Below are 23,497 nucleotides of genomic sequence, written 5' to 3' on the forward strand. Positions count from 1 at the left end.
CAGGTGGCCAACGCCATCATCTCCGAGGCGGCACTCTCCTTCCTGGGGCTGGGCATGCCGGAGACCCACCCATCGCTGGGCTCGCTGATCAAGTCGGGCTTCGACTACCTACAGTCGGGCTCCTGGTGGATCACTCTGATGCCCGGGGCGGTGCTGGTGCTGCTGGTATTGGTGATCAATCTGCTCGGCGACTGGCTGCGCGACGTGCTCAACCCGCGCCTGTACAAGGGCTGACGAAGGATTCTGGAGACTCCCATGTCACTTCTCGAAGTCAACAACCTCGACGTGCGCTTCGCCCTGCGCCGCGGCGACGTCCAGGCGCTGCGCGACGTCTGCTTCAGCCTGGATCGCGGCGAGCGGCTGGGTATCGTTGGCGAATCCGGCGCCGGCAAGTCGGTGGCGGCGTTCAGTCTGCTCAACCTGATTTCCAAGCCCGGCTACATCGCCGGCGGCAGCATTCGCTTCGACGGTCAGGAACTCACCGGACTCAGCGATCGTGCGCTACGCCGGATCCGTGGGCACCGCATCTCGATGATCTTTCAAGATCCGATGATGACGCTCAATCCGGTACTTACCATCGGCGAGCAGATGATCGAATGCCTCAAGGCGCATCGCCGCATCGCTCGGCGCGAGGCGCGGGCCATCGCCCTGCGCAAGCTCGAGCAGGTGCAGATCCCCTCGCCCGAGGCACGCCTCGACCAGTACCCCCACGAACTCTCCGGCGGCATGCGGCAGCGGGTGATCATTGCCATCGCCTTGCTCCTCGATCCGGACATCATCGTCGCCGACGAGCCCACCACGGCGCTCGACGTCACCATCCAGGCCGAGATCATGGCGCTTCTGCTGGAGCTATGCGAGAAGCACAACGTCGGCCTGATCCTGATCACACACGACTTGGGAGTCGTCAGCCAGGTGACCCAGCGTATGCTGGTGATGTACGCCGGCCGGGTGATCGAGCAGGGCCCGACCCGTGAGATCATCAACGACCCTCAGCATCCCTACACGCAGGGGCTGATGAACGCGCTGCCGCAGATGGCCACGCCGGGCGAGCGGCTCAACCAGATTCCCGGCAGCATGCCCTCGCTCGACAACTTGCCGAGCGGCTGCGCCTTTCATCCACGTTGCGCCTTCACTCGGCGCCCCGACGGCAGCGAGCGTCCCAGTTGCCGCTCCCAAGTGCCCGAGTTCGTCGCCTCCGGCAACTGCCAAGTGGCCTGCCACATGGTCGCCGAGATGATCGAACGCGAACGCATACCGGCCGAGGAGACAACCCGATGACAGCGACAGCAATCGCACCCTCTCACGAGGCGCCGGCCACCGACGCCGATCGCTCTTTGCTGGAGATACGCGGCCTGGAGAAGCGCTTCTCGCTCTCCGGCGACTTCCTCGAGCAGCTCAAGTTCAAGGGCGGCAGGCTGGTGCGCGAGCAGAAATTCGTGCACGCCATCAACGGCATCGACCTGGACATCCGCCGCGGCGAGGCACTTTGCGTGGTTGGCGAATCCGGGTGTGGCAAGTCCACCGTGGCACGCATCGTGATGGGCCTGATTCACCCTTCCGGTGGCGAGATCCACTACGACGGCACGCGCATCGACGACCTGTCGACCAAGTCGTTGATGCCTTACCGCCGACGTATGCAGATGATCTTTCAGAACCCCTATGCATCGCTCAATCCGCGCATGACCATTCAACAGACGCTGGAGGAGCCGATCCGCCTGCACCATCCCGACTGGAATCGTCAGCAGGTGGCTGACAAGGTCGCCGAGGTGATGCATTCGGTAGGCATCGCGCCCGACTGGGGCAAACGCTACGGCCACGAGTTCTCCGGCGGCCAGCGGCAGCGCATCGCCATCGCCCGGGCGCTGGCCGTGGACCCGGAATTCATCGTCGCCGACGAGCCGATCTCGGCGCTCGATGTATCCATCCAGGCCCAGGTGCTCAACCTGCTGATGGATGCGCAGCAGCAACGCAACCTGACCTATCTGTTCATCACTCACGACCTCGCCGTGGTGGAGCACTTCGGTACCCGCGTAGCCGTGATGTACCTGGGTCGGGTGTGCGAGGTGGCGCCCACGGCGACGCTGTTCGCCACGCCGCGCCATCCCTACACCCGTGCGCTGCTCTCGGCGATTCCACGGCTCGAGGATGACCGCCCCCAGCACATCCGTCTCAAGGGGGAAGTGCCCACGCCGGTCAACCTGCCCTCGGGGTGCGTCTTTCACGCCCGCTGCCCGCATGCCAACGCGCGCTGCCGCGAAGAGGTGCCGGCGCTGATCGCCCGCGATGGCGGCGGCCGCGTGGCCTGCCACGCCATCGAAGAGGGACGTCTCGTCTGAGACGATGCGATGATGCCTCTGGCTACAATGTGAGTGTGGTACTCGTCCTGTCTCGGGAGACAACATGGAACTACGCTGGCTGGAAGACTTCATCGCCCTGGCCCGCACACGTCATTTTTCACGTGCCGCCGAGCAACAGAACGTCACCCAGCCGACCTTCTCGCGACGCATCAAACTGCTTGAGGAGGAGATGGGCACGACGCTGATCAACCGTCAGACGCTGCCGCTGTCACTGACACCCGCCGGTGAGGAGTTCCTGGGGCTTTGCCACGATATCACGCAGCGGATCGCCGAGAGCCGTCGGCGCCTGATCCAGCTCGCTGAACAGCAGGCCGGGCGTATTCGCCTGGCGGCACCACAGAGCCTGCTCGCCCACTTCGTGCCAGAGTGGCTCGGCCAGTGGCCGGTACCGCCATCGGTGACGCCCTACCTGCGCGCCACCAGTTGGCTGGTCGACGACTACTTTCGGGCGTTATCGCGCGAGGAGTGCGACCTGGTGCTGTGCTACTGGCCGCGCACGCCTTGTGGCATCGAGCCCGACACGGAAGGGTTCGTCTCCTGTCGGCTCGGGGAGGAGCGCCTGATTCCCGTCTCGCTGCCGGAAGCGGATGGGCGGCCGCGCTTTTCACTGGACGATGGCGCCCGGCTGCCGCTGATCGCCTATCACCCGCGCGGCTTGTTCGACGCCATGATTCGCAGCCACCTGGCCCATCTCGGCGAAACGCCAGATTTCAGCATCCTCAACGAAAGCATCCAGAGCAATAACATTCGCGAACTGGTCAGCCTGGGTTATGGCCTGGGCTGGCTACCCGGGCGCAGCGTGCGCGAGGCGCTCGCCGCAGGCACCCTGGTCGCGGCCGGTGGCGAACGCTGGCAGGTCCCGTTGGAAATCCGCCTCTACCGCCGCGCCGAAAGCAGGCACTCAGCGGTGGCCACCTTCTGGGAGAGCCTCTCGCCGGGCGTGTCCGCCTGATCTTCCGAACCGGAGTTAAATCATGACCCTCGACCTCGATGCCCTGCAGACGCGTCACTTCGACGCGCTCGAGAATCGCTACGCCGAAGTGCTCGCTGCCCAGGGCTACGACCGGCTATTGATCTACAGCGGTCGACCCGCCCGTCACTTCGGTGACGACCAGGACGCCAGCTTCCAGAGCTACGGCCACTTCCAGCACTGGACGGGACAGGCCGAACTGACGCACTGCTGGCTGCTGGTACACCCCGGCCGGCGGCCCGTCTGTTACCTGCATACTCCCGACGACTTCTGGCATTTGCCGGCGCAGCTTCCCGACGAGGCCTGGACCGAAAGGCTCGAGGTGATTCCGGGACGCTACGACGAGGCGCCACCCAGTGTCGCAGGCGGTCGCCTTGCCGTGATCGGCGATGTCTCCGCCGCGACGTCTGCCGCGCTCGGTGCGGAACTCAACCCGCCCGCCCTGCTCACCGCGCTGGACGAAGGCCGCGTACGCAAGTCAGAGTATGAGATCGCCTGTCTGAGCGAGGCCAATCGCATGGCCATTCTCGGCCATCGGGCCGCTCGGGAAGCCTTTCTGGCCGGAGGAAGCGAACTCGACATTCACCTGGCCTATCTCCAGGCCTCGCGTCAGCGTGAAAGCGAACTGCCTTACGGCAACATCGTCGGCATCGGTTCGCATGCCGCGGTTCTGCATTATCAGCATTACGACACGCAAGCGCCCCGCGAGCGATACAGCGTGCTGGTGGATGCGGGCCATCGTTATCGCGGCTACTGCGCCGACATCACCCGTACCTGGCCGGGAGCCGAAGCCGACCCGCTCTTCGCCGACCTGGTCGCCCGTATGCACGACATCAAGCAGCGCCTGATCGCGGCGGTCGCTCCCGGCGTTTCCTTCGTCGAGCTGCATGAGCGTATGCATCGCCTGCTCGGCGAGCTGCTGGTGGAGAGCGAACTGGTCAGCGGCTCCGCGGAGGCCGCCGTCGAAAGCGGCATCACGCGCGCCTTCTGCCCCCATGGTCTCGGTCACCTGCTCGGCGTTCAGGTTCACGACGTGGCCGGCCGCAACGCACGCGATGGCACTCCCCTGCCACCGCCTGTCGAGCATCCGGCACTGCGGCTGACACGGGAACTGGAAGCGGGAATGGCGGTCACCATAGAACCTGGGCTGTACGTCATTCCCATGCTGCTCGAGCCGCTAGAGACAGCTCCCGCAGGGCGATACCTGGACTGGGCCTTGATCGAACGCCTGGCTCCCCATGGTGGCATTCGCATCGAGGATAACGTGAGCGTCACGGCCAACGCAGCCCGGAATCTGACCGCAGACATCGAGTGACCCCATGCGCGAACGGCGGCAGCAGACCGGCTTCATTCCCCCGCGCGGGCTGACCAGCCCGCACGTACAGACGCTGTTGCCTCGCCTGCTGCCTCGGCCCCGAATTGCGCGCGTTGGCGAGATTCTCGAGCTACCCGACGGCGATTTCGTGGAGCTCAACTGGATCCGACCGGCCCCTGCGAAGCCGGAAGCGCCCATCTTCGTCCTGTTCCATGGTCTCGAAGGCTCGTTTCAGTCACCCTATGCCCGCTGGCTGCTGGCAACGGCCAGCGGCATGGGTTGGAGGACGCTGCTGATGCACTTCCGCGGCTGCGGCAAGCGACCGAACCGCCTGCCCCGCGCCTACCACAGCGGCGACACTGCCGATGCCTACTGGCTGATAAGCGAACTATCGCGGCGCTACCCCAAGGCGCTGAAAGTGGCTGCCGGTGTCTCGCTGGGCGGCAACATGTTGCTCAAGCTCGTCGCCGAACAGGGCGGCGGCGGCCTCGACCTGGCTGGCGCGATCGTGATCAGCGCACCGCTCGATCTCGCCACCAGTGCCGAGAGGCTGCATCGAGGCTTCTCACGGATCTATGAACGCCACCTGCTGAATGCATTGAAACGCAAGGTCGCGCCTCGGCTCGCACGTGGCGAGCTGCCTCTGGCGCTGGATAATCACGGGTTGGCGCGAATCGACAGCCTGCGCGGCTACGACGATGCGGTAACTGCGCCGCTGCATGGTTTCTGCGATGCCGCCGATTATTACCGTCGTGCCTCTGCCGGGCGCCTACTTGGCGAGGTCGAGTTACCCACCCTGATCGTGCACGCCGACGATGACCCTTTCATGCCCGCCGGCCTGTTCGAAAGGTTACCCGAGCCAGCCGATGCGGTGCGGGTGGAGATCACCCACCACGGCGGCCATGTCGGCTTCATGGAGTGGCGCAACCGGCGCCTGCAACCGTGGCTGACGCGACGCCTGGCTCACGAGCTCGCCTGCTGGGCCGATACCGGTGCTTCCTGGCAATCGGCCATGGAGCGCCACCTCAGCCGAACGGACAACTGACCCCGGTTCCCCGCAGGCCGCAGTAGCCACCCGGATTCTTGTGCAGGTACTGCTGGTGGTACTCCTCCGCCAGGTAGAAATTCTCGAGCGGCGCGATTTCCGTGGTGATACGCCCCCGCCCGGCCTGGGCCAGCGAGTATTGGTAGGCATCGCGGCTGCGCTGCGCTGCGGCGAGCTGTGCATCGCTGGTGGTATAGATCGCCGAACGATACTGGCTGCCGACATCGTTGCCCTGACGCATGCCCTGGGTCGGGTCATGCGCCTCCCAGAACACCCTGAGCAACGTCTCGACATCCACCTCCCCCGGATCGAAGATCACCCGAACCACTTCGGCATGGCCGGTGCGCCCGGTGCAGGTCTCCTCGTAGGTGGGGTTGGGCGTCACGCCGCCGGCGTAGCCCACCGCCGTAACGTATACACCAGGCAGTTGCCAGAACAGGCGCTCGGCGCCCCAGAAACAGCCGAGCCCGAAGACGATCGTCTCGCACCCCTCGGGAAAAGGCGGCAGCATCGAGCGGCCGTTGACGGCATGCACGCCCGAGACACGCACTGGCGTATCGCGACCCGGCAAGGCATGAGAAGGCTCGATGGTCATGACGATTCTCCTGTGAACGGGTACGGTTGGGCCCCCGCGATATCGGTCGTCGGGCGGTCGATCATGGCGCCTCGTCGAGCTGCGGCGGATTGCCCGGCCGGGTGAAGATATACACCAGGTCGACGGCCTGGGCAGCGCCTGAGACAGCCTGCACGTACAGGTTGCGCCACAGCGTATAGCGCAGCGTCAGTTCGGCGATCGGCGAGAAGATACCGACACCATAGCTGATGCGCAGATCCTCTGTCAGGTAGCCGCTGACCACCACTTGGCTGTCGTCACCGGCCCCCGCGGTCTCCAGCGCCAGATCGTCGATGCCGAACGCTTGCCCGATCGCCCCCACGGCGCCACCCGTGCGTCCCAGGGTGAGGCCGACCAGCGCGGAGGTCAGCGCACCATCGGCATCGCCGTCCCGAGGGGCGCGGCCCCGCAGCAGGTAGGAGAGCGCCCGCGCCTCGTCCATGGCTGGTTCGGAGAAGATCGTCAGGGTCGGCTCGGCCGCAAAGCCGGTCACGCGCAGCCCCGCCACCACGCCATCTTCGGTGGCATCGGGGTTGCGAATCGCCTCGAAGTCAAGCAGCGGCTGGTCGGGAGGGCCGCTGAACAACAGCTCCCCCTGGCGGATCAGCAGATCCTGGCCGAAGGCTCTGAAGCGTCCGTCGGCCAGGCTGACGTCACCGAACAGCTGCACCGGTCCATCCTGCTGGCGTACCTGCAGGGTGCCAAGCAGATCGGTCTCGAGCCCCATCGCTTCCAATTTCATGTCGGGCCCCAGCGAGAGGTCGATTCGCACGTCGAGGCGCATCCCCGCCTCGCGCAGGGCCACAGCAGCCGCTTCGTCGGTACCGGCAGTCGCCTCGAGCTCATCGCGCTGTTGGGCACGCTCCTCGTCACGGCGGGTGATGATGATCTCGTCGGGGCTGGGGCTGACGGCCGCCGGCGGGGCTTCGCCGATTTCCAGTCGGGCCCAGGGAACCTGGACGTCGCCACGAACCCGAAGCTCCTGCGGATTGATCCGCACGGCGATCTCGGGAGCGACGCGCAGGCGGCCGAACTGAGGCAGGCTTACCAGCAACGGGCGCCGGGTGCCGTCCAGATCCACGGCGATGCGCCACTCGTCGAGAGATGGCCAGCTGGCATTGCCATCGATGACCAGGCGTCCCTCATCACTGGCAACATAACCCATGAGCCGCGCGCTATCGCCATTGAACTCGACGCGTATGCGGCCATCCTCGACGATCAACGGAACATCGAGGCCCGAAGCCCGTAGGCCGGTGAGCTCAAGCGCACCGTCCAGGCTCGGGTTGTCCCGCGTACCCGAAATTCCGACCCGGCCGGCGACGACCCCTTCGAGCATGTCGAGTCCCTCGGTGAGAGTGCGATAGCGCGACAGGTCCAGGCCATCGAGGACCAGCACGCCACTCAGTTCACCGGCTCCCAGCGGGTCGTCCAGGCCGATATCGAGGTCGAGGCGGCCGGCGTCGCCGAGCTCCAGCTCGAGTTCGAGCGCCGTACGCGCCTGGCTGGCGTCCACCCGGGCGTTCAGGCGCGTGTCGGGCATCGACCATGGCTGGCCGTAGATGTCGACACCCTCCAGGTTCAGCTCGCTGCCCAGGTCCGCCTCGAGATTCCATTGGCTTCCACCCTGCCGCCAGCGTGCCTGAAGATCCAGCTCGGTCGCTCCGCTGGCCCGCCAATCCTCGGGGAGCCATTCAGCGAGCAGCTCCATGGGCAGCTCGCGCACCGTCAGGGCCACCTGTCCTTGTTCGGCGCTGGCCTGCAGCGGCTCCTCCAGGCACACACGGCCGCCCTGCTCGCGGCGCAGGCAGAACGGCTGTACCTGAGCCTGACCGCTCGCCAGGTCGGCATTGAAGGCGATCGGCTCGTCAAGTCGCAGCTCACCGTAATCGCTATCGACCTCCAGTGGATCGATACGCCCCGTGTAGCGCTGCTGCTCGGTGGCAAGCTCCCCCTCGAGCACCAGCGACGCTCTCGACAGCGGCATGCCTCGCCCGGCAATGACGGTGAGTTCGGCCCGATGCGACGACAAGCGCCCCGTCAGATCCAGCGACACATCGCTGAAGCGCTGCCCTCCCGCGACCAGGCGTTCAATCTCGAGATTCACGTCGAGCTCGGGATCGTCCAGGCCCTGCACGCTGCCGCTGAGCTGAAGCGTCTCGAGACGGTTGTCGGCAAAAGCCAGTTCGCGGCCTTCGAGATCGAGTTCCAATCGCGGCCTCTCGGGAGAGCCTTCGGTACGGAAACGCCCTGTCAGACTGCCGGTCAGTTCCTCGTGCAGGCTGCCAAGTTCGGTGAGCGAGATGTCTCCGCCAAGGTCCATTTGGCTGTCGGAAATTGCACCGCTCGCCGTGATGCGGTTGTTGCCCTGGCGAAAATCGAATTCCTCGACCTGCCACTGCATGTCGCTGTTCCCTGTCAGGCGCGCGCGCAACGATAGCGGCAGCTCCTGCAGTTCACCGTCGACGGCCAGCCGCGGCACGCGCAACTGCCAACCCTGGGGGGTCTGGCTGAAGGCGATGTCCAGGTTGCCGTCGAGGCGACCTTCCATGGCATCGGTAAATAGCCCCGGATCGACATTGTCGAGCCGCGCCGTGGCCTCGACGTCGAGCCCATCCCGCCACTCGACCCGACCGCGGCTGACTACCGAGGCATTGCCGAGACTCAGCGACAGCGGCGTCCAGGCGAAATGCTCGAAGTCGCCGCTCCCCGATAAGGCGACCCGGGTCAAGGGAATGTCGGGGCCTTCCAGACGCATCGACAGCGCCGCGCTGTAGTCGACCAGGCTACCCGACAAGCGCAGGTCCAGATCCTCGATCACGTAAGGCTCGGCGAGCGCCTCCTCCTGCACCGGTTCCGCGGCCATCGGCAGCGGCCAGCGCAGGAACTCGCTCTGCAGTGAGGCATTGAATGGCACACTGGGGTCCAGTACATCGGCCTGGGCCGACAGGCTCGCATCCACAGGCCCGTGAGCGTCGAGTTGCGCACTCAGCTCGCCCAGGCTGCCGTCCAGCCTCAGATCGAGGCGCTGTCCGGCAAGCCCGGGCATCAGCTCGGGCAGCCACAGGGCGGCTTCGAGCCGCGCCTCGAGCGGATAGTCATCGCGCAGTTCGATCCGAGCGGTCAACCTGGCATCGGCATCCAGGCTGGCGACATCCAGCGCGGTGATCTCGAGCTGCTGGCCGCTCGCCTCGAAGGCGAGAGTAAGATGGCGCAGGTCGTAATCCACCGGGCCACGCACTTCGATACCGTCGAGGTGAACGCGTGGCGCCGACACGGTCAGCGGCAGCACGACCTCGGGCAGCGCGATGCGTTCGCGCTCCTCGAAGGGCAGCGCAGGCTCGGTTGCCGGAGCCTGCACGGCTTCAGCGGCAGCGAGAGCCTGCTCGCTCAGAACGGCGGCGCCTGACGGTGCCTCCAAGGCCAGCCGAGCCGCTCCGGGTGGCGGAATGGCGACTTGCAGTTGAGTGAGCCGAGTAGGCAGCAGGGACAGTTTCTCCCCCTCCGCCTCGATGCCGGTATGCAGGATGTCCCAGGCAATACGCGTGCCGTCGGCGAGCCGCAGCTCGACATCCTCAACGTCGAGCTCCGGCGCTGAAATGTCGAGTGGAAAGCGGAACGACGGGGCCAATTCCTGCGGTGCTTCGTCGAGTGCTTCCAGCACGGGGCGAGAAAGCGGCTCTTCCGTTTCTCGCGTCTTTTCCGTCACCTCAGGCGCTGCCGTGGCGCCGGCCGGCAGAACCACGCGCAAGCCCTCGGCGCGTGAAGCTTCCAACTGCAGCCGGGAGCTCTCCGCCTGGGCCGCCGTAGCCAGTTGGGCAAGCTCGATACGAGTACCGTCAGCCAGGCGTAGCCGGGTATCTTCCAGCACTAGTTCACGAACTTCCATGGGAAACGGCAGGCTAAAGGGATCACTGGCTTGCGCCGGTTCGGCTGCCGGCTCGGCCGGTCCCTCTGCCTCTTGCAACAGGACTCGCCCACCCTGCATGGCCAGGCGCTCGACACATAGTCGGCCACGCAGCAGACAATCGTCCGACCAGGTCAGCTCGAGTCGTTCGGCAGCAATCTCGGCGGGGCCTGCCTCGATTTGGAAGCCATGCAGCACCAGGCGATCCAGGGGCGCCCCTTCAACGCGTTCCAGCTGATAGAAGCCGCGCTTGGCTCCCTCCTCGAGCAACAGGCTGGCGCCCCAGGGGGACAATGCGAGGCCGAGCCCTAGGATCACGACGCCGAACGTCAGCACGGGTAGCACGATCAGCAGCTTCAGGATGGCAAGGGTCAGACGCCGCATACTCAGAATTCCGGGCCGATGGCGAAATGCAGGCGCCACGAGTTCTCCTCGTCATCGAAGGGGTGGGCGATGTCGAAACGCACCGGCCCGACGGGAGAAATCCAACGTACGCCAAGTCCGGCACCGGTATTGAGAGCTTCCGGCCACCAGTTGTCGAAGGCGTCTCCGCTGTCGACGAATGCCGCTCCCCACCAGTCGCCGGTCACGCGCCGCTGGATCTCGATGCTGCCGGCCAGCATCTGCTGTCCACCACGCAGCAATCCCTCCTCGTTACGCGGCGCCAAGGTTTCGTAGCCGTATCCTCGGACCGAACGATCGCCACCGGCGAAGAAGCGCAGCGAAGGCGGCACCTGGGAGAAATCGTTGGTCTCGATGATGCCCAGGCCCAGCCGGGTGACGAAACGCAGGTCGTCACCCAACATGCGTATCCATTCAGTGTTGCCCGTCATGCGCAGGAAGTCGGCGTCAGAGCCCCATACCGTATCGGAGTACTCCAGGGTGATGCGCTGGCGGTCACCCCAGGTGGGAAAACGGGGATCGCGGGTGCGCGTTCGTGACCAGCTCACCCCCGGGTAGTAGAGGAAAACGCTCTCGTCCTCCCCGCCCTGGGTGAAGTCTTCGTAGGTGGCGCGCAGGAACAGGGTCTGCACCCAGCGGTTGTCGAACTCCCAGCGTCGTGCCAGCTCGACGGTCGCCTCGTCGGATTGCGTATCCTCGTTGTCGCGATGACGCAGGCCATACTGAAAGCGATACTGGTCGCGCAACGGGTTATCCAGTGGCATCAGGTAGGTGCCGGTCAGGTGTTGCTCCGGCTGGGAAATGAAGAAGTCGTGCTCGAGACTGTGTCCGTAGCGATTGATCCACGGCTGGTTCCAGCCGAAGTGCAGGCGCGGCCCCACATCGGTGGCGTAGCCGATACCTGTCTCGAACTGGTGGCGGTCGGCCGGGGCCAGCACCACGTCGATCGGCATGTCGGGCCGCTCGGGCACATTCAGGCTGGCGACGGCAGACAGCGCCGTCGCCGACAGCCGGGGCCCGGTGAGCCTTGCAGTTCGTGAAGACGGCGCCTGTGGAAGCGTGGCTTCGCCTTGGGTTTCAATCTGGTTCCACCAGCCCAGCGTGGGGGGCGCCAGGGCCAGTTCACGGCGGGCATCGAGACGGGGGCGCACGCTGACCGAACTGAACCAGTTGGTCTGGCCCAGGCGCTGCGCATAGAGCGCCACCTGACCGGCCCGGTAAGGCTCTCCTGGCTCGAACGGGGCCATGTTGCGCAACCGGTCCTTGACGATATGGCTACCGCGAATCGCGATATCGCCGAAATCGTAGCGTTGGCCACTATCGAGGGTGAGGTAGAGCCTGGCACTCTCGTCGAAGGGCCGCACCTCCATGCGCCGGTCGGTGAAGGACCAATCGAAATAGCCGCGCTCGAGGGCGAGATTGGCCAGCCGGCTGCGCATGCGATCCCAGGGTGCATGCACCAGGGGGTCGCCCTCCGCCAAGGGAAAGGCGTCGACGGTATCGCGAAAGGGCTCATCACTGGCAGCCTCGCCTTCGAGCCGGACATCGAGGGTCTCGATGATCACCTGCGGGCCGGGATCGATGTCGAGGCTGACGTAGCGCGGCGGATCCTGCTCATCGAGGCGTGAACGTATGCGCGGTTCATAATAGCCATACACCCGCACGGCTTCGCGCGTGCGACGTACCGCCTCGCCTTCCAGGCGACGGCGGTCGTACTGGGCAGCGTCCAGGTCGCCCAGGTAGTAGCGGACGTTGTCAGCAACATCGCCTTCCAGTCCGTCGATACGTGCCTCCAGTGCCAGCGCTCCATGCGCCATGCCGAGACACAGGGCCGCCGCCCCCATGCGTGAGATCACGCCTCTTCCCATATTCACGGCTTCCCGACTTGACTCTTGCTCGGCCCTCGGCAGGGCCAGGCAACATTACCGCAGGGCTTCCAGTCCTGCGCTGAGCGAAAGCTGCTCCTGACGCAGCTCGCGCAACTCGGCTTCCATCGACGACAAGCGCCCCCTAAGGCTGTCCACGGCCTGTGAGGCATCGTCGCGTTCGGCGGTTGCCTCGACCTCGGCGGACAGAGCCTCAAGGCGCTCCTCCAGTGCCGCTTCACGTGCTTCCATGCTCTCCTCCAAGGCTGCGAGCTCCTGCTCCATGAGCTGCTGGAGGCGCTGGTCCATGGCCTCGAGTCGCTCGTCGAACGATGCTCTCACGCTCTGCTGCCGTTGTGCCACTTCATCTTGTTGCGATTGCCATTCGGCAAGCCGCTGTCCCTGGCGCTCGTTGGCCTCGGCCAGCGTCTCGATTCTTGCGGCCAGGGCTTCGCGACCCTCGTCGCCGGCGCGTTCCAACGAGTCGAGGGAAGTGCGTATCGCTGCGAGCAGAGCGTCCCGATTCTCGGCCTCCTGCATGAGCCGCTCGAGTCTTGCCGACACGTCGTCGACACGCTCATCGAGCGCCTCGAACCGGGAGGCATCCCCTTCCCCGACCTGCTGCACCTCGACCTCCAGGCCCGCCATACGCGCCACGATCGATTCGGTATGCTCCTCCGTGGAGGTGAGGCGCGACTCGATGTTCTCGAGGCGATCGCCACGCCCCTCTTCCGCATCGAAGCGGGCATGCACGTTGGACATCTCGGCAGAGATCTGTTGCACCTGGGTCATCAAGCGGGCACGCTCCTGCCAGCCCAGCCACGATACCGCTAGCAGCATGGCCAGAAGCAGCAGCACGGCAAACTTGAGGGGCCACAGGCGGGGCTGAGGTGGTGGGCGGCGCGGCCTTGTCAGGCTGGAATCCGGATCGGGCACGATGGGACGTCGCTCGGAGGGACGCGCTTCGGGCATGTCAAACTCCTTCTAGGCAGATGCGGCAGGCGCCGGTCCATTGTAAGCAGGTCAAGCACCTGCGCGCACACTGCTGCCTCAACGCGTCGCCAGTCACGCTTGCGCGTCAGCGCGGCGACCGATACCACGATAGGTCAATCCCCAACTGGCCACGTGGCCGGGGTCGTAGATATTGCGACCATCCAGCAACAGGCGTTCACGCAGCAGTTCGGCCAGGCGTGGCCAGTCCGGGTTCCAGTAGTGCTTCCACTCGGTGACCAGCATCAGGGCATCGGCCCCATCGCAGGCGGCATAGGGATCGCCGTCGAACAGCGCCAGAAGCGGATGGTCGCCCACCGCGGCGCGCAGTGCCGGTGTCGCTGCCGGATCGTGCAGTCTCACCTGCACGCCCTGGGCCCACAGCGCCTCGAGCAGGGTAAGCACCGGCGCGTGATCGATGCGCGCCGAGCCCGGTTTGAAGGCAGCCCCCCAGATCGCCAGGGTGCGCCCCTCAAGCTGCCCATGAAAATGGGTCCAGAGCTTGCGGAAGAGCGTCTCCTTCTTCTGTTCGTTGATATCCAGCACTTGTTCGAGCAGTGCGGAATGGCGCCCGCTGGCCTCTTGCACATCGGCTAGGCGCATCAGGTCGCGGGAGAAGTGAGGCCCGCCGAAGCCACAGCCGGGATAGAGGTATTCGTAGCCGATTCGCGAATCCGCCCCCATCCCCTGGCGCACGAACTCTACGTCGACGCCCAGGCTGTCGGCAAGCCCGGCAATCTCGTTCATGTAGCTGATCCGCGTAGCGAGCATGCCGATCGTTGCCAGCTTGGTCAATTCGGCGGCCCGACGCGGCATCAGCTGGATCACGTCGCGGCGTCGGTTGAACGCCCGTAGCAGCTCGCGCACCTGGGCCTCAGCCCGTTCGTCATCGCAACCCAGCAGCCAGCGGCCCGGACGGGTGAAGCTGGCCCAGGCCCGCCCCTCCTCGATCATGTCGACCAAGGCGACCGCACGCCGCCCGTTTCCGCCGAGCCGCGCTTCCAGCCGCTCGGTTTCACCGACGGGAAAGGTGGAATTGTTGACCAGGATCAACGGACCTTGTTGCCGGGTGGCGATCTCGGCGACCAGGTCGTCGGCCTCATCGCGCTGCTCCGGCGATAGCGCAAGCCAGAGGATGTCGATTCGCTCACCAGGATTGGACCCTTCGCCGTTGGCCAGGCTCAGAGTGCCCTGCTCGAACCCCTCCTCGAGACGCTCGAGCAGATCCGGCTCCCGCCGCAACCAGTCGGCAGCCTGCAGCGCCGGCCAACGCATGCTGGCATGGGGGACCCAGCGGACCTGATGTCCGACCCAGGAGAGTGCGGCGGCGGCCGTAGCCGCCGCCAGCTCGCTGCCATGTATCTGTATCCGCATGGTATTTACTCCGCCTGGCTATAACGGGCGAGCAACTCGCGGAAACCCTCGCCGAAACGAGGATGGCGACGGCCATAGACCAGGGTAGCCTCGAGATAGCCCAGTTGGTGGCCGCAATCGTAGGTCTTGCCGCGCATGCGCCAGGCATCGACACCGTCACGCTGGCGCAGGGTCTCGATGGCATCGGTGAGCTGAATCTCATCACCTGCGCCCGGGCGCGTTTCAGCCAGTAGCGGGAATATACTGCCCGGCAGCACGTAACGACCGATCACGGCCAGATTGGAAGGTGCCTCCTCGCGAGCGGGTTTCTCCACCACCCCAGCCAGAGCACAGGAATTGCCTGCGGTCGGACTCTCGCCTTCGGGACTCACGATGCCGTACTTGTGCACCTGCTCCCAGGGCACCTCCTCGACCATCAACTGCGAACGCCCGGTCGTCTCGTAGGCCTCGAGCATGCCGGCCAGGTCATTGCGCGGAAGGTCCTCGTCGTCCACCAGCACGTCGGGCAGCAGCACGGCAAAGGGCTCGTTATCGCCAATGACGGGGCGGGCACAGAGCACCGCATGACCTAACCCCAGCGGCTCGTGCTGGCGCACGCTGATAATGTTGACATCGGCAGGCACGATGGCACGCAGTTCATCGAGCAGTTCCTGCTTGTTCTTGGCCTCGAGGGTTGATTCGAGCTCGTAGTGGGTGTCGAAGTGATTCTCGATGGCGCTCTTGCTGGCATGGGTTACCAGCACGATGTCACGGATACCCGCCTTTACTGCCTCATTGACCACGTACTGGATCACGGGACGGTCGACGATGGTGATCATTTCCTTGGGAATAGCCTTCGAAGCCGGCAGACAACGGGTGCCGAATCCGGCCACGGGCAGTACGGCCTTGCGAATCATGGTGCCTTCCTTGTCGGTTGGTGAACGATCGGTCGGTGAATGATACTCCCCGGGCCTGTCCTTAGATTCCGTCATGGGAAAGCCCGGGCAGCTACGGGTACAATATGCATGATACCGAAGGTAAAGAATGTTGCCAGGGTGCCAGACCAATTGCCACGGAGAGACCACATGAGCGCAACCCTCCACCACAACGTCGACCAGGGTGAGATCGCCAAGTTCGAGGCCCTGGCCAGCCGCTGGTGGGACCCGCACAGCGAATTCAAGCCGCTGCATGACATCAACCCGCTGCGCCTCGACTTCATCGATGCCCGCTGTGGACTGGCCGGCCGCAGGGTGCTCGACGTCGGGTGTGGCGGTGGCATCCTGGCCGAGGCCATGGCGCATCGCGGCGCCCGGGTCACCGGCATCGACATGGGCGAGGCACCGCTCGGTGTTGCGCGCCTGCATGCCCTGGAGAGCGGGGTGGAAGTGGAGTATCGCCAGGCCAGCGCCGAGGCCTTGGCCGTCGAGCAGCCCGGCGAGTACGATGTGGTGACCTGCCTCGAGATGCTCGAGCACGTACCCGATCCCGGCTCGGTCATCCAGGCCTGCGCCACGCTGGTCAAGCCGGGGGGGCACCTGTTCTTCTCGACCATCAACCGCAACCCCAAGGCCTATGCCCTGGCCATCGTCGGTGCCGAATACCTGCTGCGGATGCTGCCCCGCGGCACCCACGAGTTCCGCAAGTTCATCCGCCCCGCCGAACTGGCCGGCTGGTGTCGCGAACATGGGCTCTCCGTGCGCGAGCAGAGCGGCTTGGTCTACAACCCGCTGACGCGCCGCTATCGACTCTCGACGCGAGACGTCTCGGTCAACTATCTGATGCATTGCCGCCGAGAGACGGAGTGATGACTCAACCCCAAGCACTACTGTTCGATCTCGACGGCACGCTGGTCGACACCGCGCCGGACCTGGCGCGGGCGACCAATGCCTTGCGCGCCTACCATGGGCTCGAACCGCTCCCCTACTCGATGATCCGCGCGCAAGTCTCGAACGGCGGCAGCGCCCTGGTCGCCCTGGCGCTGGGGATCGATCAAGCGCACCAGGACCATGACGAGGCGCGCCAGTATCTGCTCGATGCCTATGGTAAGGCGCTGGCCGTGGAGAGCTGCCTGTTCCCTCATCTCGATCGTCTGCTGGGCAGTTGGGAAGCCAGGGACCGTCCTTGGGGAATCGTCACCAACAAGCCACGCGCCTATGCGGCACCTCTTGTCGAAGCGCTCGGGCTGACCCCGGGAGCGTTGTTGTGCGCCGACGACCTGCCGCAGCGCAAACCGGCGCCGGAGCCGCTATGGGCCGCCGCCGAGCAATTGGCTGTACTGCCCGCGCAGTGCTGGTACATCGGCGATCATCTGCGCGACATGCAGGCGGCCCGTGCCGCCGGCATGATCGCCGTGGCCGTCGGCTACGGCTATATCGAGGAAGGCGAAGACTACCGGGAGTGGCCGGCCGACCTCTGGTTCGAGACCTGCGAAGCGCTGGTGGAAGCACTGCTGCAGCCCGCCTAAGCCGACTCAGGCAGGCTGAAGCAAACCAGACCAACAGCCAAGCTAGCGCAAATTGGCGAGCGGGATGAAGCGCCAGGCGCCCGGAGCACAGCAATCCGAGCGTATGGGGTTATACGTGAGGAATGCGAGCATTCGGGCACCAATTCGCCGGGAGCGAATTGGAACAGCCGAAGGCTGGCCCGAAGGGTAGCCGCAGGGATGGCGGCTATAGCACAGCGATTCGTCGGGGACGCCTAGTTCGCGCAGCCATTTGTTATTTAGGCTGGGCGTCGAATCGCTCGCCGTTCCGCCCCCTGCTATCAGGTCCCATCAGCCACAGGTAGGTGGGCATGATCTCTTCCGACGTGCGCAGGGTGTTCGGATCTTCCCCCGGATAGGCGTTGACGCGCATCGCCGTACGTGTCGCCCCGGGGTTGAGCGAGTTGACGCGCAGCGTGCCCAGGTGCTCGACCTCGTCGGCCAGGACTTCCATGAAGCCCTCGGTGGCGAACTTGGACACGGCATAGGCGCCCCAGAACGCGCGCCCCTTGCGCCCGACGCTGGATGAGGTGAAAACGATCGACGCATCGGGCGAAGCCTGCAAAAGCGGCAGCAGAGCCTGCGTCATCCAGATCGGCCCGTTGATGTTGACCTGCATCACCTGATCCCACAACTCCGGGTTGTACTGCTCGAAAGGCGTGATGCGCCCCAACAACCCGGCGTTATGCAGAACTCCATCGAGACGACCGAACTCCCTGTCCAGGGTCTCGGCCATGTCGTGGTAATCCTTGTGCGTAGCGCCTTCGAAATTGAGCGGAAAAATGGCCGGTTGCGGTCCACCGGCAGCCTCGATCTCGTCATAGACCTTTTCCAGCTTGGTGATCGTGCGGCCCAGCAGAATCACCGTGGCGCCATGGCGAGCAAAGGCCAGGGCGGCCGCACGGCCGATGCCATCACCGGCCCCCGTCACGAGGACGATGCGATCGGAAAGCAGATCGGCGGGCGCCACGTAGTCGATCTTGCAGGTCATCTTGACTCCTTTGACGATACCAGCCCCCTACAGGGACTGGCGCAGGAAATCGTTGGCAAGCCCGGCAGCACTACTGTCGGGGTAATCATCACGCACGCGCTCGAGTAGCCCGCGACTCTCTTCAATTTCGCCCTGCCGCGCCTTGATCAAGCCGAGCTTGTACAGGGCATCGGGCACCTTGCTGCTCTGGGGGAAATTGTCGATGACCTGACGAAAGGCAGTTTCCGCCTGGTCCAGGCTGGCTTCCGCCGAGTGCAGCTCGCCCAGCCAATAATAGCCGTTGGCGGTCAGGCTGGTATCGGGGTAGTCCTGCACGAAGGCGTTGAAAGCCGCGATTGCCTCATCGAACTGGCGCGCCTGCACCTTGGCGAAGGCAGCCTGGTAGGCACTTTGGGCATCGGGGCTATTGCCGCTCGGCGAAGGAGTCTGCGCTACCTGCCGGGCCGACTCCTCATCGACCGACGGATTGGCCTCGATCCCGGCATTACCGGCCATCAGCCGTTCGTCGAGGTCGAGATACTGCTGGCGGGTCTGATTGCGCAGCTGCTCCAACTGATGACGCAACTCCTCGATCTGACCACGCAGCTGCTGAATCTCGCGCTGATGCTCCTGCAACTGGTTGTACATCACCAAGCTGCCACCGGCTTCTTCACGCACTTCGGCCTGATCGAGGAAACCCCGCGGCTGTGCGGTACGGTCTTCGACGATCGGACGTTGCTGTGCTTCTACAAGGCTCATCACGGACAGCGGGAGCACCAGGGCTCCCGCGCCGCACAGCCTTTTCAGACTGTGTCTCATGCTTCACTCCATTGGCGCGCGATTGCGCCAGTTCGCTCAGTAGGCAAACACAACGCGGCGATTCTGGGCACCGGCATCATCGCTGCTGCCACGCACCGCCGGACGCTCTTCGCCATAGCTGACCACCTCGAGCTGTGACGGAGAAACGCCCTGCACCTCGAGGAAGCGCTTCACCGAGTTGGCACGACGCTCACCCAAGGCCATGTTGTACTCGCGCGTGCCGCGCTCGTCGGTATGTCCCTGCAGGACAACGCGAGCATTGCCGTTGGAGCGCAGGAAGCGGGCATGGGCTACCAGTACCGACTCGAATTCCGGGCGGATACTGTCGCGGTCGAAATCGAAATAGATGGTGCGAACATCGGGGATGCGTCCATCGGTTTGCTGGCCGGCGCGATCACCGCTGACACCGGAGCCACTGACCTGGCCCGAGCCAGCGGTACCGGTACCGGCACCGCCATTGGCGCCTGTGCCATCCATGGATCCGTCACGGCTTCCCCCAGTGCTCGAACAGCCGGCAACCAGAGCCAGGGACAGGGCAATTGCCAGGGTTCTGGCATGCGACTTGAATTGCATCGTCAAACTCCTCACAGGATTCGAGTGACACGTACCGTTAGTTCAAGAATGGTGACCATGCAGGTTCGCGCACGTCACCCCGCGCCGAAGGCAACCGATAGGACGCTCGTCCATCGGCCGAAACGGCCCCCAACACCCCGCTGTTACCTTGCTGGGTGGCGAAGATTACCATGGTCCCGTTGGGCGCAACACTAGGGGATTCGTCGCCACGAGAGTCGCTGAGCACGACCAGGCGACCGGAATCCAGATCCTGTCGCGCCACCTGGTAGCCATTGTTGCTGCGGTGGATCAGGAACAGCGTCTCACCATCCGGGGAAATGCGCCCACGCGCATTGTAATTGCCCGTGAATGTCAAACGCTCGGCCTCGCCGCCACCGAAGCTGTAGCGATAGATTTGCGGCCCACCGCTGCGATCCGAGGTAAAGACAAGGCTGCGCCCATCAGGCGCCCAGGAGGGCTCGGTGTCGATGCTCGAGCTGTTGGTGATACGCTCGAGATTGCGTGACCCCACGTCCATGATATAGATGTCCGGCTGCCCATCCTTCGACAGGGTCATGGCCAGGCGACGCCCATCGGGTGACCAGGCCGGAGCCCCATTGATTCCGTCGAACGAAGTCAGCCTGGTCCGCTGCCCGGTGTTCACGTCCTGCACGTAGATTGCCGGCCGCTCGGTCTCGAAGGAGACGTAGGCCAGCCGACGGCCATCCGGCGACCAGGCCGGAGACAGGATCGGCTCGCGCGAATTAAGCACTTGCTGGCTGTTGTGGCCATCGGCATCGGCAACGTAGAGAGCGAACTGGGCGTCGTCACCGGTACCCTGCGCAGTGACATAGGCAATGCGGGTCGAGAAGGCCCCGCGGATGCCGGTGATGGCCTCGAAGATCTGGTCGCTGACGAAGTGAGCGACGGCGCGAAGCTCGTTGGCGCCACCAGTAACGTTCTCGCCGATCATGCGGCGCTGGCCACTGACGTCCATCAGCTCATAGCGGATGCGGTAACCGTCGTTCCCACGGCTGACCTGGCCCACCACCAGATAGCGCACGTCTAGCGCACTCCACTGGCCGTAGCGCACCTCGTCGCCGGAACTGGGGCGGTCGTACATGGCGTCGCGCGGCAGCGGCTCGAAGTATCCGCTGCGCTGCAGATCGTCACTGATGATCTGGGCCACGTCCTCGGGTAGTTCCCCGCCGTCAGCCGCGAACGGCACGATGGCGATGGGGGTCGCACGATCGCTGCCGCGGGTGATCTCGATGGTCAGGTCGTCCTGGGCGTGAGCGAGCGCACCGAACATCAGCAGCACGGCACTCAGCCAGGTAGTCATCAGGGCTTTCATCAGCGTACATCTCCCGGTGTGAATCGCAGATTGAACTGGCGGAAATCACGTTGCGCCATTGGCGGCAATTGACGCAGCTCGTTGAACGGTGCAGCAGCCTCCACAGCCTGAATGGCGGAGCGATCGAAGCTGCTGTCTCCGCTGCTCTGGGTAATGGTAGCGCCAAACAACTCGCCCGAGGGGCCCAGCCGCACCTGAACCGTAGCACTCAAGCCATTGCTGGCCCCGGGCGGGATTACCCAGGCCTGTTCCACCGCGCGGCGGACCAGGTTTATGAAACTGTTGGCCGCCTCCTGGCCCTGCTGGGCATTGGCGACGCTATCCGACTCGCCCTCGATGGCCCGGTCGAGCCCCTGGGACGCGGCCTCAGCCGCACGCCGCGCTTCTTCTTCGCGCTGACGCTGGGCCTCCTCCTCGCGGCGGCGCTGTTCTTCGGCCTCACGCTGGCGTTGGGCCTCGGCTTCAGCCTCACGCTGGCGTTGGGCCTCGGCTTCGGCCTCGCGCTGACGTTGGGCCTCGGCTTCGGCCTCGCGCTGACGTTGGGCCTCGGCTTCGGCCTCGCGCTGACGTTGAGCCTCGGCTTCGGCCTCGCGCTGACGTTGAGCCTCCGCTTCAGCCTCGCGTTGGCGTTGAGCCTCCGCTTCAGCCTCGCGTTGGCGTTGGGCCTCGGCTTCGGCCTCGCGCTGGCGTTGGGCCTCGGCTTCGGCCTCGCGCTGACGTTGAGCCTCGGCTTCGGCCTCGCGTTGGCGGCGTGCTTCTTCTTCGGCACGCTGCTGCGCCTCGAGCTGGCGCTGACGCTCGGCTTCCTCGGCAGCTTCTTGCTGACGCTGGCGCTCGGCTTCTTGTTCTTCACGCAGTTGGGCCTGGCGCTCGGCTTCTTCGGCACGCCGCTGCGCTTCCGCCTCGGCCTCCTGCCTGGCTTCCTGCAGGCGCCGCGCCTCCTCCTCACGCTCGGCCTGCTCCTGCTCGGCCTGGCGCGCCTGTTCCTCGGCCTCGGCCTGCCGGGCCTCTTCTTCCTGACGCGCTTCTTCCTCGGCCTGGCGTGCCTCTTCTGCCTGACGCGCCTCCTCCTCGGCCTGACGAGCCGCAGCACGCGCCCGGGCCTCCTCGGCGCGCTGGGCCTGGTCGGTGGTGGTCTCGGTGCTAACCAGCGTAGCCTGAACGATCGAGCTCGTCTCGGGCTCAGGCTGACGCTGGGGCAGGCTGACCACGCTGATCACCACGACCAGCACATGCAGGCCAACGGCCAGCAGCACAGGCACGCCATAGCCAACACGTCCGTTCTTCCGGGGGGCGGAGGAGCCCCGCTGACGTCGGGCCATCACGTCTCCTACCTTCCTGATCAAGGGGCTCCTAATCACGCGGCGGCGGCTCGGAAATCAGTCCGACATTGGCCACACCGGCCACTTGCAGGGTGCTCATCAGGGTCACGATTTCGCCATAGGGCACGAAACGGTCGCCGCGCACCATGACCGGCGTGCCGGGCTGACGCTCGAGCAGGATGATCACCCGTTCGCCAAGCTCATCGAGTTCCACGTTCATCTCTTCTCCGCCGATCGACAGGAAATATCCCCCTTCACGATCCACCGACACGATGATCGGCTCACGGTCTTCCTCGGTTTCGATCGGCTCTGACGTGACCTGGGGCAGCTCGACCTGCACGCCCTGGGTCAGCATCGGCGCCGTGATCATGAAAATGACCAACAGCACAAGCATGACGTCGATGAAAGGGACGACATTGATCTCCCCCATCGGCTTGCGGCGCCCGCCGCGATTGAACGGTCCATGCATGTCGCGACTCCCTCAGGCGGCGCCGGCTTCGCTGCGGCCCTGCAGATTGCGGTGCAGGATGGAGTGGAACTCCTCGGCGAAGTCCTCGTACTTGCCCAGCATGCGATCGGACTCGGACGACAGGCGGTTGTAGAAGATGACAGCGGGAATGGCGGCGAACAGCCCCATGGCGGTAGCGATGAGCGCCTCGGCAATCCATGGCGCCACGGTAGCCAGAGTGGCCTGCTGGGCCATAGAGAGCGACTGGAACGAACCCATGATGCCCCACACGGTACCGAACAGCCCGATGTAGGGACTCGCCGAGGCCACCGTAGCCAGGAATACCAGGTGCAGGGTCAGGCGCTCTTCTTCCCGCGACCAGGCCACCCGCATGCTGCGCTGAACGCCATCGAGAATGGCATCGGCGCTCTTGGTCTTGGCCATCAGGCGATTGAATTCACGAAAGCCGGCACGAAAGACGTGTTCGGCACCCAGGGTCTCCTGCTCCGACGGCGTTTCGCGGTAGAGTTCATTGAGATCGACCCCCGACCAGAAGCGCTCTTCGAAGGATTGGTGTGCCCGGCGTGCCCGACGCAGCACGAAGGTACGTTGAAAAATCACTACCCAGGAGAGAATAGAGCCTATCACCAGGATCAGCATGACCAGCTGCACCACGGTGCTGGCGCTCATGATCAGGTGCGGTATTGACATGGAGTCGTTCACGGGCTTCCTCGCT

The 23,497-nt window shown here is 65.0% G+C and carries 21 protein-coding genes; 8 read left to right on the forward strand and 13 right to left on the reverse strand.

Going from position 1 to position 23,497, the window contains the following annotated elements; translation table 11 throughout:
• The 6 genes from HBJ55_RS00930 to HBJ55_RS00955 all read left to right on the forward strand — a co-directional run.
• The coding region (locus HBJ55_RS00930) for an ABC transporter permease subunit (RefSeq protein ID WP_167110125.1) at positions 1–234 on the forward strand (234 nt) is incomplete at its 5' end.
• 21 nt (positions 235–255) lie between these two features.
• Positions 256–1,278 carry an ABC transporter ATP-binding protein gene (locus tag HBJ55_RS00935; protein ID WP_167110127.1) on the forward strand — a complete coding sequence of 341 codons (1,023 nt, stop codon included), beginning with the start codon at positions 256–258 and terminating at the stop codon, positions 1,276–1,278.
• Positions 1,275–2,336, forward strand: coding sequence for an ABC transporter ATP-binding protein (locus HBJ55_RS00940; protein ID WP_167110129.1), 1,062 nt, complete (start codon positions 1,275–1,277; stop codon positions 2,334–2,336). Before HBJ55_RS00935 ends, HBJ55_RS00940 begins: the two co-directional genes overlap by 4 nt.
• A 64-nt stretch (positions 2,337–2,400) precedes the next feature.
• Positions 2,401–3,309, forward strand: coding sequence for a LysR family transcriptional regulator (locus tag HBJ55_RS00945; protein ID WP_167110131.1), 909 nt, complete (start codon positions 2,401–2,403; stop codon positions 3,307–3,309).
• Positions 3,310–3,331: 22 nt separating this feature from the next.
• A complete protein-coding gene (pepQ, locus tag HBJ55_RS00950) occupies positions 3,332–4,642 on the forward strand; it encodes a Xaa-Pro dipeptidase (RefSeq protein WP_167110133.1) in 1,311 nt (436 codons plus the stop codon).
• 4 nt (positions 4,643–4,646) lie between these two features.
• Positions 4,647–5,687: a hydrolase gene (locus HBJ55_RS00955; protein ID WP_167110135.1), complete on the forward strand. Its 1,041-nt coding sequence runs from the start codon at positions 4,647–4,649 to the stop codon at positions 5,685–5,687.
• On the opposite strand, the gene msrA is transcribed toward HBJ55_RS00955, so the two are convergent.
• From msrA to galU, 6 genes are all read right to left on the reverse strand, one after another.
• A complete protein-coding gene (msrA, locus tag HBJ55_RS00960; protein WP_167110137.1) occupies positions 5,668–6,282 on the reverse strand; it encodes a peptide-methionine (S)-S-oxide reductase MsrA in 615 nt (204 codons plus the stop codon). The two genes, HBJ55_RS00955 and msrA, sit on opposite strands and share 20 nt — an antisense overlap.
• A 61-nt stretch (positions 6,283–6,343) precedes the next feature.
• A complete protein-coding gene (gene tamB / locus HBJ55_RS00965; protein ID WP_167110139.1) occupies positions 6,344–10,588 on the reverse strand; it encodes an autotransporter assembly complex protein TamB in 4,245 nt (1,414 codons plus the stop codon).
• A gap of 2 nt (positions 10,589–10,590) precedes the next feature.
• Positions 10,591–12,462 carry an autotransporter assembly complex protein TamA gene (gene tamA / locus HBJ55_RS00970; protein WP_338071947.1) on the reverse strand — a complete coding sequence of 624 codons (1,872 nt, stop codon included), beginning with the start codon at positions 12,460–12,462 and terminating at the stop codon, positions 10,591–10,593.
• A 66-nt stretch (positions 12,463–12,528) separates the two neighbouring features.
• Positions 12,529–13,443, reverse strand: a complete 915-nt coding sequence (locus tag HBJ55_RS00975) for a coiled-coil domain-containing protein (protein WP_167110141.1) — start codon at positions 13,441–13,443, stop codon at positions 12,529–12,531.
• Positions 13,444–13,536: 93 nt separating this feature from the next.
• Positions 13,537–14,835 carry a UDP-glucose/GDP-mannose dehydrogenase family protein gene (locus HBJ55_RS00980; RefSeq protein ID WP_167110143.1) on the reverse strand — a complete coding sequence of 433 codons (1,299 nt, stop codon included), beginning with the start codon at positions 14,833–14,835 and terminating at the stop codon, positions 13,537–13,539.
• Positions 14,836–14,840: 5 nt separating this feature from the next.
• Positions 14,841–15,731, reverse strand: coding sequence for a UTP--glucose-1-phosphate uridylyltransferase GalU (galU, locus tag HBJ55_RS00985; RefSeq protein WP_167110145.1), 891 nt, complete (start codon positions 15,729–15,731; stop codon positions 14,841–14,843).
• A gap of 168 nt (positions 15,732–15,899) precedes the next feature.
• On the opposite strand from galU, the gene ubiG reads away from it, so the two are divergent.
• Entirely contained in the window at positions 15,900–16,619 is a 720-nt protein-coding gene (ubiG, locus tag HBJ55_RS00990; protein WP_167110147.1) for a bifunctional 2-polyprenyl-6-hydroxyphenol methylase/3-demethylubiquinol 3-O-methyltransferase UbiG, read from the forward strand.
• The gene (locus HBJ55_RS00995) at positions 16,619–17,278 is read left to right on the forward strand and encodes an HAD-IA family hydrolase (protein WP_167110149.1); all 660 of its coding nucleotides are present in this window, start codon (positions 16,619–16,621) and stop codon (positions 17,276–17,278) included. Before ubiG ends, HBJ55_RS00995 begins: the two co-directional genes overlap by 1 nt.
• A 253-nt stretch (positions 17,279–17,531) precedes the next feature.
• Here the strand turns inward: HBJ55_RS00995 and HBJ55_RS01000 are convergent, their stop codons facing one another.
• From HBJ55_RS01000 to tolQ, 7 genes are read right to left on the reverse strand one after another with little or no spacing between them, the layout of a single operon-like run.
• Entirely contained in the window at positions 17,532–18,287 is a 756-nt protein-coding gene (locus HBJ55_RS01000; protein ID WP_167110151.1) for a YciK family oxidoreductase, read from the reverse strand.
• Positions 18,288–18,314: 27 nt separating this feature from the next.
• Positions 18,315–19,085, reverse strand: a complete 771-nt coding sequence (gene ybgF, locus HBJ55_RS01005) for a tol-pal system protein YbgF (RefSeq protein ID WP_167110153.1) — start codon at positions 19,083–19,085, stop codon at positions 18,315–18,317.
• Positions 19,086–19,121: 36 nt separating this feature from the next.
• Positions 19,122–19,658: a peptidoglycan-associated lipoprotein Pal gene (gene pal, locus HBJ55_RS01010; protein ID WP_167110155.1), complete on the reverse strand. Its 537-nt coding sequence runs from the start codon at positions 19,656–19,658 to the stop codon at positions 19,122–19,124.
• A gap of 37 nt (positions 19,659–19,695) precedes the next feature.
• On the reverse strand, positions 19,696–20,991 hold the full coding sequence (gene tolB, locus HBJ55_RS01015; RefSeq protein WP_167110157.1) for a Tol-Pal system beta propeller repeat protein TolB: 1,296 nt from the start codon (positions 20,989–20,991) through the stop codon (positions 19,696–19,698).
• Positions 20,991–22,313, reverse strand: coding sequence for a cell envelope integrity protein TolA (tolA, locus tag HBJ55_RS01020; protein WP_167110159.1), 1,323 nt, complete (start codon positions 22,311–22,313; stop codon positions 20,991–20,993). Before tolA ends, tolB begins: the two co-directional genes overlap by 1 nt.
• A 31-nt stretch (positions 22,314–22,344) precedes the next feature.
• Complete coding sequence (gene tolR, locus HBJ55_RS01025) at positions 22,345–22,782, reverse strand: protein TolR (RefSeq protein ID WP_167110161.1); 438 nt, start codon at positions 22,780–22,782, stop codon at positions 22,345–22,347.
• A 12-nt stretch (positions 22,783–22,794) separates the two neighbouring features.
• Entirely contained in the window at positions 22,795–23,472 is a 678-nt protein-coding gene (gene tolQ / locus HBJ55_RS01030; RefSeq protein ID WP_206022128.1) for a protein TolQ, read from the reverse strand.
• Positions 23,473–23,497 lie beyond the last annotated feature (25 nt).

The organism is Billgrantia bachuensis, assembly GCF_011742165.1.
Classification (GTDB): domain Bacteria; phylum Pseudomonadota; class Gammaproteobacteria; order Pseudomonadales; family Halomonadaceae; genus Halomonas; species Halomonas bachuensis.

Coding starts and splice junctions, on each gene's coding strand:
- HBJ55_RS00935 (WP_167110127.1), top strand. CDS start 256: ATGTCACTTCTCGAAGTCAACAACCTCGACGTGCGCTTCGCCCTGCGC.
- HBJ55_RS00940 (WP_167110129.1), top strand. CDS start 1,275: ATGACAGCGACAGCAATCGCACCCTCTCACGAGGCGCCGGCCACCGAC.
- HBJ55_RS00945 (WP_167110131.1), top strand. CDS start 2,401: ATGGAACTACGCTGGCTGGAAGACTTCATCGCCCTGGCCCGCACACGT.
- pepQ (WP_167110133.1), top strand. CDS start 3,332: ATGACCCTCGACCTCGATGCCCTGCAGACGCGTCACTTCGACGCGCTC.
- HBJ55_RS00955 (WP_167110135.1), top strand. CDS start 4,647: ATGCGCGAACGGCGGCAGCAGACCGGCTTCATTCCCCCGCGCGGGCTG.
- msrA (WP_167110137.1), bottom strand. CDS start 6,282: ATGACCATCGAGCCTTCTCATGCCTTGCCGGGTCGCGATACGCCAGTG.
- tamB (WP_167110139.1), bottom strand. CDS start 10,588: ATGCGGCGTCTGACCCTTGCCATCCTGAAGCTGCTGATCGTGCTACCC.
- HBJ55_RS00975 (WP_167110141.1), bottom strand. CDS start 13,443: ATGCCCGAAGCGCGTCCCTCCGAGCGACGTCCCATCGTGCCCGATCCG.
- HBJ55_RS00980 (WP_167110143.1), bottom strand. CDS start 14,835: ATGCGGATACAGATACATGGCAGCGAGCTGGCGGCGGCTACGGCCGCC.
- galU (WP_167110145.1), bottom strand. CDS start 15,731: ATGATTCGCAAGGCCGTACTGCCCGTGGCCGGATTCGGCACCCGTTGT.
- ubiG (WP_167110147.1), top strand. CDS start 15,900: ATGAGCGCAACCCTCCACCACAACGTCGACCAGGGTGAGATCGCCAAG.
- HBJ55_RS00995 (WP_167110149.1), top strand. CDS start 16,619: ATGACTCAACCCCAAGCACTACTGTTCGATCTCGACGGCACGCTGGTC.
- HBJ55_RS01000 (WP_167110151.1), bottom strand. CDS start 18,287: ATGACCTGCAAGATCGACTACGTGGCGCCCGCCGATCTGCTTTCCGAT.
- ybgF (WP_167110153.1), bottom strand. CDS start 19,085: ATGAGACACAGTCTGAAAAGGCTGTGCGGCGCGGGAGCCCTGGTGCTC.
- pal (WP_167110155.1), bottom strand. CDS start 19,658: ATGCAATTCAAGTCGCATGCCAGAACCCTGGCAATTGCCCTGTCCCTG.
- tolB (WP_167110157.1), bottom strand. CDS start 20,991: ATGAAAGCCCTGATGACTACCTGGCTGAGTGCCGTGCTGCTGATGTTC.
- tolA (WP_167110159.1), bottom strand. CDS start 22,313: ATGGCCCGACGTCAGCGGGGCTCCTCCGCCCCCCGGAAGAACGGACGT.
- tolR (WP_167110161.1), bottom strand. CDS start 22,782: ATGCATGGACCGTTCAATCGCGGCGGGCGCCGCAAGCCGATGGGGGAG.
- tolQ (WP_206022128.1), bottom strand. CDS start 23,472: ATGTCAATACCGCACCTGATCATGAGCGCCAGCACCGTGGTGCAGCTG.